The sequence below is a fragment of the Bacillus sp. BML-BC051 genome, from assembly GCF_019656175.1.
GTDB lineage: Bacteria > Bacillota > Bacilli > Bacillales > Bacillaceae_G > Bacillus_A > Bacillus_A mobilis.
The window spans coordinates 219132-231729 of sequence record NZ_BPLI01000018.1 but is presented as its reverse complement, the minus strand read 5'-3'; the positions used below and the strand labels follow the sequence as shown (position 1 = coordinate 231729).

General features: G+C 36.8%; 9 protein-coding genes. All 9 read left to right on the top strand.

Annotated features, from left to right (window positions below; translation table 11 throughout):
• Window positions 1–114 precede the first annotated feature (114 nt).
• The 9 genes from panE to murD all read left to right on the top strand — a co-directional run bounded on the left by panE (window position 115) and on the right by murD (window position 12577).
• Window positions 115–999, top strand: a complete 885-nt coding sequence (panE, locus tag K5S59_RS10685) for a 2-dehydropantoate 2-reductase (RefSeq protein ID WP_033656386.1) — start codon at window positions 115–117, stop codon at window positions 997–999.
• Window positions 1000–1078: 79 nt separating this feature from the next.
• Window positions 1079–2695 carry a bacillithiol biosynthesis cysteine-adding enzyme BshC gene (gene bshC / locus K5S59_RS10680; protein WP_000403056.1) on the top strand — a complete coding sequence of 539 codons (1617 nt, stop codon included), beginning with the start codon at window positions 1079–1081 and terminating at the stop codon, window positions 2693–2695.
• Between the two features lie 368 nt (window positions 2696–3063).
• Window positions 3064–3996 carry a 16S rRNA (cytosine(1402)-N(4))-methyltransferase RsmH gene (gene rsmH / locus K5S59_RS10675; protein WP_000472511.1) on the top strand — a complete coding sequence of 311 codons (933 nt, stop codon included), beginning with the start codon at window positions 3064–3066 and terminating at the stop codon, window positions 3994–3996.
• Between the two features lie 15 nt (window positions 3997–4011).
• A complete protein-coding gene (ftsL, locus tag K5S59_RS10670; protein WP_000067081.1) occupies window positions 4012–4374 on the top strand; it encodes a cell division protein FtsL in 363 nt (120 codons plus the stop codon).
• Window positions 4375–4395: 21 nt separating this feature from the next.
• The gene (locus tag K5S59_RS10665) at window positions 4396–6546 is read left to right on the top strand and encodes a penicillin-binding protein (RefSeq protein WP_438800614.1); all 2151 of its coding nucleotides are present in this window, start codon (window positions 4396–4398) and stop codon (window positions 6544–6546) included.
• A gap of 81 nt (window positions 6547–6627) precedes the next feature.
• Entirely contained in the window at window positions 6628–8544 is a 1917-nt protein-coding gene (locus tag K5S59_RS10660) for a stage V sporulation protein D (RefSeq protein ID WP_001266243.1), read from the top strand.
• A gap of 207 nt (window positions 8545–8751) precedes the next feature.
• The gene (gene murE / locus K5S59_RS10655; RefSeq protein ID WP_000766284.1) at window positions 8752–10227 is read left to right on the top strand and encodes a UDP-N-acetylmuramoyl-L-alanyl-D-glutamate--2,6-diaminopimelate ligase; all 1476 of its coding nucleotides are present in this window, start codon (window positions 8752–8754) and stop codon (window positions 10225–10227) included.
• A gap of 22 nt (window positions 10228–10249) precedes the next feature.
• Window positions 10250–11224, top strand: a complete 975-nt coding sequence (mraY, locus tag K5S59_RS10650) for a phospho-N-acetylmuramoyl-pentapeptide-transferase (RefSeq protein ID WP_000893058.1) — start codon at window positions 10250–10252, stop codon at window positions 11222–11224.
• Window positions 11225–12577 (top strand): UDP-N-acetylmuramoyl-L-alanine--D-glutamate ligase, encoded by a 1353-nt coding sequence (gene murD / locus K5S59_RS10645; RefSeq protein ID WP_000860095.1) that lies wholly within the window; start codon window positions 11225–11227, stop codon window positions 12575–12577.
• Window positions 12578–12598 lie beyond the last annotated feature (21 nt).

The following is a 12598-nucleotide window of genomic DNA, read 5'->3' as shown; positions in this document are numbered from 1 at the left end:
GATTTGTTCACCTGTAGTTAATTATGATTCCGCACCAATCAGGTTTTTGCGGGATGAAAAGGGGGAGGGAAAAGGGACTTATGTATCGTGTTCATATGAGTTCCTTGTGTGAAAATGAAAATTGGAATTGTAGGACCGGGAGCTATCGGTCTATTGTATGCATTTTATTTACAAAAAAGTAGGCAAGATGTTACGTTGTTTACAAGGACAGCTAAACAGGCTGAGGAATTGAATGTAACGGGTGTAACTTGTATGAGGGGTGGAAAAAGTGAAACGGTATTCCCGCTTGTTTTACCAATAGAAAGTATGCTAGATCAGAAGCTAGACTATATATTTATTGCTGTTAAGCAATATCATATAACTGACATACTGCCTTTTGTGCGAGGGGAATCCTCATTAATCTTTTTGCAAAACGGAATGTCACACCTTCATACTATGCAGAAAATAGGGAATGAAAATATTGCAGTTGGGATTGTAGAGCATGGTGCGAAAAAAGAAGAAAGACATACCGTTTATCATACGGGGATAGGTGTAACAAAGTTTGGGATCGTGCACGGCCAGTCTATACATTTTGAAAAAATATTAAACTGCTTTCCTTTTCCTCATTTTCCGATTCAAATAGAAGATGATTGGAAGGATGTTATGCACAAAAAATTAGTAGTTAATGTATGTATCAATCCATTGACAGCATTATTACAAGTTCAGAACGGAGAGTTGATTACGAACCCGTTTTTTTATCAGATGATGGAACAAGTATTTCAGGAAGTTGTTTTTCTCGTTAAAGAAGAAAAAGAAATGGTATGGGAAATGGTACGCCGCGTATGTGAAAGGACGTCTCATAATACATCATCTATGCTGGCAGATGTGAGGGCGAGTAGACAAACGGAAATTGGTGCGATTGTTGGATATGTATTAGAAGAAGCTAAGAAACAGCAACAATCTGTTCCGACACTTCAATTTTTGTTCGATGCAATAAAAGGATTGGAAGTAAAAGTATAAGTGTAATTCTTTGCTTTTACGTGAAACATTGACTACAATGTGGATTGGTGAGAGAACAGGATACGAAAGGAAGAATTATATGGAGATAAAAGAAATCTCTGTTCCGCAACAAGGTGTTGTAGCGGACTATATGAACGGTAAAAAAGAGATACAGTCGTGTTTTGATTATATGTTAACAGAAGATGCTTTTAAACAGCGTGTACAAGATTTGCGTGAGAGGGAGTTTTTCCGCCAAGATTTAGTAGCGCATTTATTAGAATATAATACAAAATTACAAGCGGGCGAAGCTACGATTCAAAATGTAAAAGCGCTTGGAGATGAAAATACATATGTTGTTATAGCTGGACAACAAGCTGGGTTATTAACTGGGCCACTTTATACAATTCATAAAATCATTTCAGTTTTACAGCTTGCGAGGGAAAAGGAAGAAAGTTTAGGTGTTAAAGTTGTTCCTGTTTTCTGGATTGCTGGTGAAGACCATGATATGGATGAAATTAATCATACTTTTGTAACGAAGAATAAAAAAATAAAAAAGACTATTTTTCATGATCGTAATCCGAAAAGGGCGAGTGCTTCAGAGTCTGAGCTTTCTTTGGAAGACTGTAGAAAGTGGGTTGAAGAAATTTTCAAAACATACCCTGAAACGAATTTTACAAAGGATGTACTACAATTTATTGATGATTCTTTGGGGAAATCGAATACGTATGTAGATTTCTTTGGCCATCTTATTATGAAAATGTTCGTGAATTCTGGTTTAATTCTTGTTGATTCGCATCATCCTGAATTAAGAAAATTAGAAGTGCCGTTTTTCAAGCAAATTATAGGTAAGTATAAAGAAGTGCAAGAGGGGCTTCATAATCAACAGGAAGTAATTAAAGAATTAGGATATAAACCGATTATTGAAACAAAGTATAATGCAGTACATATATTCATGGAAATTGATAACGAGCGAGTATTACTTGAAGATGATCAAGGAAAGTTTGTTGGGAAGGATGGCGCGTATTCCTTTTCGTATGAGGAATTGATGGAAGAGATGGAGAGAAGCCCGGAACGCTTTAGTAATAATGTTGTAACGCGCCCTCTTATGCAAGAGTATGTATTTCCTACACTGGCGTTTATTGGAGGACCAGGGGAATTAGCTTACTGGAGTGAATTGCAACAAGTCTTCCATACTATCGGTTTCCGAATGCCGCCTGTCGTTCCGCGTATTACAATCACTTATATAGAGAGGGATATAGCGACAGATTTACGCGATTTACAATTGCAAGAGAGTGACCCGTTTTTAAATAACGTAGATACGCTGCGTGAAAACTGGTTATCTAATCAAATAGAGGAACCGATAGATGATCGATTTGTAGAGGCGAAAAAAGAAATAATTGATATTCATACGTCATTACAACAATTTGTGAAGAAAATAGATCCAGGATTAAGTGCGTTTGCAGGGAAAAATGAATTCAAAATTAATGAACAAATTGAACTGTTGGAAAGAATGTTGAAAAGAAATGTTGAGAAAAAACATGAAGTACAGCTAAATAAATTCCGTCGCATACAATTTGCGCTTCGTCCATTAGGGGCGCCGCAAGAGCGTGTGTGGAATGTTTGTTACTATTTAAATCAGTTCGGTTTGGATTTCGTTGATCGTGTAATGGAAAACCCGTTTTCTTGGGACGGAAAACATCATGTTATAAAACTATAGAATCTTGCTCTTAGGAGCAGGATTTTATTTTTGTCCCGTTGAATTTACTGTGAAGTGAAATTTTTCTGAATTATTAATTTTAAAATAATGGATATCGTAATTATGCAGGATACTTAAATATATGACAAAATAGCACAAAATGTAAACGTATTATTATCTTTTTCGACAGTTTTTTATTTAAATTCCCGCAAAAGATGATAAAATTTAGTATATAATAAAAGAAAATAGCGATTTGTATAGTATGCTGCCTTTGTAGGCAAGTTAAATGAGTCGTTCTTTCATAGTATTTCGTTCTCTAATCGTGAAATGTACGATTAGGGGAGGAGATGCATTCAACATAATTAATTGGAAAAAGAGTAGGTGCAACAATGTTTAAACACGTAACAGTGCTTTTAAAGGAAACAGTAGACGGCTTAGATATAAAGCCAGGTGGTACATATGTAGATTGTACACTGGGGGGAGGAGGACATAGTTCTTATTTATTGTCCCAATTAACTGAAGGTGGAAAGTTAATCGCGTTTGATCAAGATGAGATAGCGATTCAAAATGCGAAAGAAAAATTCTCTTCATACGGTGAGCAGTTCATAACAGTAAAAAGTAATTTCCGTTATTTATCTGAAAAACTACAGGAATTAGGCATAACAGAAGTAGACGGTATTTTATTTGATTTAGGTGTTTCATCCCCGCAATTAGATACACCAGAGCGTGGCTTTAGTTATCATCATGATGCACCGTTAGATATGCGGATGGATCAAGACGCCCCTTTAACAGCATATGATGTTGTGAATAGCTGGTCATATGAACAACTTGTAAGGATTTTCTTCCAGTATGGTGAAGAGAAATTTTCAAAACAAATAGCTAGGAAAATTGAAGCGTATCGTGAGAATAAAGCTATTGAAACGACAGCAGAATTAGTAGAACTAATTAAAGAGGGTATTCCAGCTCCTGCTCGTAGAACGGGTGGACATCCTGCGAAGCGAGTGTTCCAAGCAATCCGTATTGCCGTAAATGATGAATTGAAAGTATTTGAAGAAGCGTTGGAATCTGCAATTGAGATGGTCAAGCCAGGCGGAAGAGTTAGTGTTATAACATTTCATTCTTTAGAAGACCGTATTTGTAAAACGACGTTTAAGCGAAATAGTACAACGCCACAATTGCCGCAAGGATTACCAATTATTCCTGATGAATTTAAGCCGAAATTAAAGCTTATTACAAGAAAACCGATTTTACCTTCTGATATAGAGTTAGAAGAAAATAATCGAGCGCGTTCTGCGAAATTGAGAATCGCTGAAAAACGATAAAAAGGGGAGAGAGGTATGAGTAACTTAGCTGTAAAGTACAAACAACAAGCGCAAGAAGAGGTACAGATTCAAACGCCCCCACAGCAGATGGTTCAGCCAAAAGCTAAAGCGAAGATTACAAGAATCGAAAAACTGTTGTATGTAGCATTTATTGGCTTTTTATTGTATGCCTGTGTAGCGTTTATTGGAAATAAAGCAGGCCTTTATCAAGTTAATGTAGAAGCAGCGACGATAGAACAAAAAATTGTACAGCAGCAAAAAGAAAATCAAGAGTTACAGGCTGAAGTAGAGAAGTTGAGTCGTTATGAACGAATTGCTGAAGTTGCAAAAAAACACGGGCTAGAAATTAATGCGAATAATGTGAAGGGCCTAAAATAAGGCAATAGGTGTGAATGGAAAATGAAGAGAAATATGACTAAATTTCATACCAATAAGGGAGCAGGGTATTTTATGATTTTATTCCTCCTGCTCTTTTTGTTATTGTTAGCCCGATTTTTTTACATACAAGCAACTGGATCAGTTCATAATCATGATTTGGATGCACTTGCTAAGCAAAAACACAGTAAAACAGGAGTTCTGGAAGCAAATCGCGGGACGATTTATGATCAAAATGGTCATGTATTAGCGCAAGATGCAAACTCTTATAAACTTGTAGCGGAATTAAAAGGTGCGAATCATGTTGAAAATAAAGAGGATACTGCAAAGAAAATTGCGGGAGTACTCGGAAAAGACGAAGAGAAGATTTTAGCCACGTTAAATAAAGAAGGTAAAAGTCAAGTCGAATTTGGAACGCTAGGTAAAGATTTGACGAAAGAACAGAAGGAACAAATAGAAGCATTAAAATTGCCAGGCATATCTTTTATTACTGAAAATGCAAGAGTGTATCCGAACGGTGATTTTGCATCTTACGTTATAGGTCATGCTAAACCGAATGAAGAGGGGATTTCGGTAGGGCAATTTGGTTTAGAAAAAAGTTTGGATAAGTATTTAAGTGCTTCTAACGGAAAAGTAGCTTATACAGGTGATCGTAAAGGTGTGTCTCTTGACGGGGGGAAAGTGAACGTAGAGGCACCTAAAAACGGAGATAACGCGTATTTAACGATAGATCAACGTATTCAAAGTTATTTAGAAGACGCAATGAAAGAAGCGAGTAAACATTATGAACCAGAAAGTTTAATAGGGATTGTTGCGGATCCAAAAACAGGGAAAATATTAGCAACGTCTAGTAAACCTAGTTATGATCCAAATGATCGTCAAATTAAATATTTCTTCAATGACGCAATTGCAAATGCATTTGAACCTGGATCAACAATGAAAATATTCACGCTAGCAGCAGCTATTAATGAAGGTGTGTATAAAGGACAAGATTATTATCAGTCTGGTACATATCAAGTCGGAAACCGAAAAATAAAAGATCATAACGGCGGCGCTGGATGGGGATCTATCACATTTGATGAAGGGGTAGAGCGCTCTTCAAACGTAGCGTTTGCGATTTTAGGGGATCAAAAACTTGGTCCAGAACGTTTCCGAAAGTATATTCATAGCTTTGGATTAGATGAAAAAACGAACATTGATTTACCTGGTGAAGGTTCAAATACAATTATATTCGATCAGCAAATACAGCAAGTAACAACAGCATTTGGACAAGGTTCTACTGTAACACCAATTCAGCTTGTGCAAGCTGCAACTGCTATTGCAAATGATGGAAAAATGATGAAACCTTATACAGTTGATAAAATTGTAAATCCAATAACAGGGGAAGTAAAATTAGAACATAAGCCAGAAGAAGTGGGAAAACCTGTTACAAAAGAAACAGCAGCGCAAGTAAGACAGTTATTAGAGCGTGTTGTTACATCGCCGAAAGGAACAGGAACTGCTTATAAAGTCGATGGTTATTCAGTTGGTGGTAAAACAGGAACAGCGCAAATTCCGGATGGAAAAGGTGGTTATATGACAGGAAGAGAGAATTATATATTCTCGTTCTTAGGTATGGCACCTATGGATGATCCGCAGCTTGTTGTATATGTAGCTGTTAAACAACCGAAATTGAAAGATGATGAGAGTGGCGCGCAACCTTTAGCTGATATTTTTAAATATGTAACGAAGAATAGTTTAGAGTATTTAAAGATTAAGCCTAATGAAGTGAAAGATCCGAAGAAATATGTGAAAGAGCAGCAAACTGCTGTTCCAGATGTAACCGGAAAAACGATGGAAGAAGCGAAAAAAGCTATTGATAAAGCAAAACTTCGTCCAATCGTATTAGGTGAAGGGAAAGTGCAGCAGCAAGTGCCGAAAGCGACTGAGCAAACATTGAAGGGTGACCGAGTCTTCTTAGTAGGAGATAAACCTACAATGCCAAATATACAAGGCTGGGCACTGCGTGATGTTATGAATTTAGCGAAAACATTAAAGCTTAACCTAAAACCTACTGGTACCGGATACGTAACTGAACAAAGTGTGGCAGAAGGAACATTCTTGCAACCTGGTACAGAGTTAGGTGTAACACTTGTACCGCCACTTGAACCACAACAAGAAGCAGAAAAACCGTAATGGTAAAAGAGAAGAAGTTCTAATTAAATAAGTACAAGCATATATTGGAACAAGCTAGGCGTAAGGGAGGCTTGTTCCAATATGCGTGTATCAAATGTAACGGTTAGAAAACGACTTATTTTTATACTCATATCAGGTATACTTATTTTCACTATCATCGATATTCGTCTTGGATATGTGCAATTTTTTCTTGGCAATATGTTAACGGATCGTGCGAAGGATTCATGGAGTCGTAATATTACTTTTGAACCTGAACGTGGGAAAATTTTAGACCGAAATGGTGTGGAACTTGCTACGAATAAAAGTGCCCCAACTGTCTTTGTTGTACCGAGGCAAATTGAAAAACCAGCAGAGACTGCAGAGAAGTTAGCTGCAGTATTAGGTGTGGAAAAAGATGAGGTTTATAAGAGAATTACAAAAAAAGAATCAATTGTAAGGTTAGATAAAGGCGGAAGGAAAATATCACATGATAAAGCGAAAGAGGTACGAGGATTAAGTTTGAAAGGTGTTTATATCGCAGAGGACTCTATCCGGTACTATCCATTTGGCAACTTTTTATCACACGTATTAGGGTTTGCAGGTAGTGATAACCAAGGTCTTATGGGACTAGAAAAATATTATGATAAAGAGCTAAATGGTGATGACGGTCATGTGCGTTTTTTTGCAGATGCAAAAGGACAAAGGATGCCTAATGTTGGCGATGATTTCAAAAAACCAGAAGCTGGTTTGAATTTAGGTTTAACAATTGATGCACGTATTAATAGAATTATGGAAAGAGAAATGAATATTGCAGAGTCGACTTATAATCCAGATGGTATGATTGCGATTGCAATGAATCCGAAAAATGGTGAAATTTTAGGCATGTCGAGTCGGCCGAGCTTTGATCCAGCAGATTTTCAAAGTGTTTCTCCAGAAGTGTATAATAGAAATTTACCAGTATGGAGCACGTATGAGCCTGGTTCAACATTTAAGATCATTACGTTAGCCTCAGCCTTGAATGAAAATTTAGTAGACTTAGAGAAAGATACGTTTTATGATGATGGAGCAGCTGAAGTGGGTGGAGCTAGATTGAAATGCTGGAAAGCAGGAGGCCATGGTAGCCAAACGTTTTTAGAAGTAGTTCAAAACTCTTGTAACCCAGGATTTATCGAACTTGGTGATCGTCTTGGTAAAGACCGATTGTTTAAATATATTCGTAATTTCGGCTTTGGACAGAAAACCGGAATTGATTTGCAAGGTGAAGGTAGTGGGATTTTATTTAATCTAGATAAAGTCGGTCCAGTGGAGCAAGCAACAACTTCATTCGGTCAAGGTGTTTCTGTTACGCCAATCCAACAAGTAGCGGCAGTAGCAGCAGCTGTAAATGGTGGGACATTGTATCAACCGTATATAGCTAAGGAATTTATTGATCCGAAAAATAATCAAGTTGTAAGTAAAAAGACACCTGTGGAAAAAAGAAAAGTTATTTCCAAGGAAACTTCAGAAAAAGTTCGGTATGCACTAGAGAATGTTGTAGCAAAGGGATCTGGTAAAGGTGCTTTCATTGATGGGTATCGTGTAGGTGGAAAAACAGGTACGGCTCAAAAGGTGAAAGATGGTAAATATTTAGAGAATAATTATATAGTATCTTTTATCGGCTTTGCTCCAGCAGACGATCCGGAAATTGTTGTCTATGTTGCTGTTGATAATCCGAAAGGTGTAACTCAATTTGGTGGAGTAGTAGCAGCACCAATTGTTGGGAATATTCTTCGGGATGCACTTCCAGTTATGGGCGTGAAACCGAGAACAGAACAAGTTGAGAGAGAATATAAATGGGGCGATACACCAACTGTGGAAGTTCCGAATTTAATTGGTATGAAAAAGAAAGACTTACAGACACAGCTCGTCGATTTGAAGCTTGATATAAGTGGAGACGGAGAGAAAGTAATTAAACAATCCCCAGAAGCAGGAGCTAAAGTGAAAGAAGGCTCAAAAATTAGAATTTACTTCGGGAATTAAAGGTAACCTAGTACGATTTATGGTACAATTGGTGGAAGTGAGTTCTTTATAGAAGAGTTACTTAATTTGAGGCTGTAAGAGCCTCAATTATAAATAGGTCTATTTATTAGACACTGTAGCACTTACCTCCTACTTTACATAATTAGGAGGTAACGTGTTGCTTATTAAAAAAGAGATAAATACACAATGTAGAGAGGGTTTAGTGAAATGAAGTTGCATACACTTTTATCATGTTTGCATGATTTTCCAGTTGTTCCAAAAGAAAATCCAGAAATCACATCTATAGAAGCTGATTCACGTAAAGTGAAAGAGGGAAGCTTATTTGTATGTATGAAAGGATATACGGTTGATAGCCATGATTTTGCTAAGCAAGCAGCGGCACAAGGAGCGGCTGCTATTGTTGCGGAAAGACCAATTGATGTTGACGTTCCAGTTGTACTTGTGAAAAACACTTTTCGTTCGTTAGCGATTTTAGCTGATTATTTTTATGGTCAACCAACACACAAGTTACATTTAATCGGAATTACAGGTACAAATGGAAAGACAACAACATCGCATATTATGGATGAGATTATGCGCGCACATGGTCATAAAACGGGGTTAATTGGAACGATTAATATGAAAATCGGTGATGAAACATTTGAGGTGAAAAATACAACACCAGATGCACTAACACTTCAACAGACATTTTCAAAAATGGTTGAGCACGGTGTAGATAGTACAGTAATGGAAGTTTCGTCACATGCTTTAGATCTTGGTCGTGTACACGGATGTGATTACGATGTAGCAGTGTTTACAAATTTAACACAAGATCATTTAGACTATCATAAAACGATGGAAGAATATAAACATGCAAAAGGGTTGCTATTTGCACAACTTGGCAATAGTTATAATCATGATCGTGAAAAGTACGCGGTACTGAATAACGATGATGCTGTAACTCCGGAATATATGAGAAGTACTGCGGCGACTGTTGTAACGTATGGAATTGATACAACTAGTGATATTATGGCCAAAGATATCGTTATGACGAGTGGTGGAACTACATTTACGCTTGTAACACCGTATGAAAGTGTAAATGTTACGATGAAATTGATTGGGAAATTTAATGTATATAACGTACTAGCAGCAACAGCGGCAGGACTTGTTTCTGGTGTAAGTTTAGAAACGGTTATTGATGTAATAAAGCAACTAGCTGGAGTTCCAGGACGTTTTGAAGTAGTTGATGGTGGACAAAATTATACAGTTATTGTTGATTATGCACATACACCAGATAGCTTAGAGAATGTATTAAAAACAGCAAAACAGTTTGCAAAAGGCGATGTATATTGTATCGTCGGTTGTGGCGGAGATAGAGATCGAACAAAGAGACCAATCATGGCAAGTGTTGCAACAAAATATGCAACTCACGCAATTTACACTTCAGATAACCCAAGAAGTGAAGAGCCAGGGGCTATTTTAGATGATATGGTGCAGGGTGCAAATGGGAATAATTATGAAGTAATTATTGATAGAAAAGAAGCGATATACCATGCAATTGCTAACGCGAAAGCTGAAGATATCATCATTATTGCTGGTAAGGGTCATGAAACGTATCAAATTATTGGTAAAGACGTTCATCATTTTGACGATCGTGAAGTCGCTAAAGAAGCAATTACAGAGCGTTTAAACAGCGAAGAGTAACAACGTGAGAGGAGGACTACATGTGCTTGAGCAAGGTTTATTAGTAACGGCTGGGGTAGCATTCTTAATTTCGGTTGCCCTTTCGCCATTGTTTATTCCATTTTTAAGGAAATTAAAGTTCGGACAGAGTATTCGTGATGAGGGACCAAAGTCACATCAAAAAAAATCAGGGACACCGACAATGGGTGGTATTGTCATATATGTATCTATGATGGTAACTTCACTTATTATGGCAATTAAATTTAATCATTTAGGTGCAGAGGTTTCGTTATTATTATTAGTGACATTTGGCTACGGATTAATTGGATTTTTAGATGACTACATAAAGGTAGTTAAGAAGAGAAATCTTGGTTTAACATCAAAACAAAAATTAGTAGGTCAGCTTGTTATTGCTATTGCGTTCTTTTTAATTGGAAAAGGGCAAGCGTTCCACACATACATCATGATTCCGGGAACAGATGTTAAGTTTGAACTAGGTTGGGCGTATTTTGTACTTGTATTATTTATGCTTATTGGTGGATCAAATGCAGTTAACTTAACTGACGGTTTAGATGGTTTATTATCAGGAACAGCTGCTATTGCATTTGGGGCGTTTAGTATTATTGCAGTCGCACAAGAGCAATTTGGAGTAGCGATATTCTGTATGGCAGTTGTAGGAGCTGTACTTGGATTTTTAGTATTTAATGCAAATCCAGCGAAAGTGTTTATGGGAGATACAGGTTCTTTAGCTTTAGGTGGAGCCATTGCAGCTGTAGCGATTTTATTAAAACAAGAATTACTACTTGTAATCATTGGTGGAGTATTCGTAATGGAAACTTTATCTGTTATTATTCAGGTCATTTCTTTTAAAACAACAGGAAAACGTGTCTTTAAAATGAGTCCATTACACCATCATTATGAATTATGTGGTTGGTCAGAGTGGCGTGTTGTTGTGACGTTTTGGTCTGTAGGATTTTTATTAGCTGTGTTAGGAATTTATATCGGGGTGTGGATGTAATTGAAAACTGTAACTGAATTTCAAAATAAAAATATTCTTGTATTAGGCATTGCAAAAAGTGGTTATGCAGCAGCTACGCTGTTACAAAAAATAGGGGCAAATGTTATTGTAAATGACGGAAAGCCTTTAGCGGATAATGTACTTGCTGCAGAATTACAAGCAAAAGGAATGGACGTTGTATGCGGTGGTCATCCTTTAGAATTGTTAGAGAGAAATATTTCTCTTGTGGTAAAAAATCCAGGAATCCCGTATTCTAATCCAATATTAGTAGCTGCGAAAGAAAAGCAAATTCCGATTGTTACGGAAGTTGAATTAGCATATCGTATTTCAGAAGCTCCATTTGTTGGGATTACAGGGTCTAACGGTAAAACGACGACGACAATGCTTACATTTGAAATGCTAAAAGAAGGACAAAAGCATCCTGTAATTGCAGGGAACATTGGAACTGTAGCGTGTGAAGTAGCACAGGATGCAAAAGAAAATGAAGTTGTAGTTACAGAACTTTCATCTTTCCAATTGATGGGAGTAGAATTGTTCCAACCTAAAATTGCTGCGTTTTTAAATTTATTTGAGGCCCACTTAGATTATCACGGGACGAAAAAGGAATATGGTTTAGCAAAAGCAAATATTTTTAAAAACCAAACAGAAAATGATTATAGTGTAATAAATGCAGATGATGCAGATGTGATGGCTTTATCTGCTTATAGTAAAGGGCAAAAAGTACTATTCTCGACAACGAAAGAAATTGAAGATGGTGCGTGTATAAAAGAGAATGCTCTTTGCTTTAAAGGTGAAAAAGTTGTTGAAGTAGGCGATATCGTTTTACCTGGTCAACATAATTTAGAAAATATTTTAGCAGCGATGAGTATCGCAAAATTATTGGGTGTTTCTAATGAAGCGATTACGGCGGTGTTAAAACGTTTTACAGGTGTAAAACATCGTTTAGAATATGTAACAACTATTAACAATCGTAAGGTTTATAATGACTCAAAAGCAACGAATATGTTAGCGACTGAGAAAGCTTTAGCTGCGTTTACACAACCGATTGTGTTATTAGCGGGTGGGCTTGATCGTGGAAATGAATTCGATGATTTAATTCCGTATTTCAAAAATGTAAAAGCAATTGTGACATTTGGACAAACAGCTCCAAAATTAGTAAGAGCTGCAGAAAAAGCGGGATTAGATACAATTGAAAGTGTCGATACTTTAGATGAAGCTGTAGTGAAAGCTTATGCTCATTCTACAGATGGCGATGTAATTCTTCTTTCTCCAGCATGTGCAAGCTGGGATCAATTTAAAACATTTGAAGAAAGAGGAGACATTTTTATACAAGCTGTGCATAAACTTATATAAAGTAAATCAAAACATCAGTAG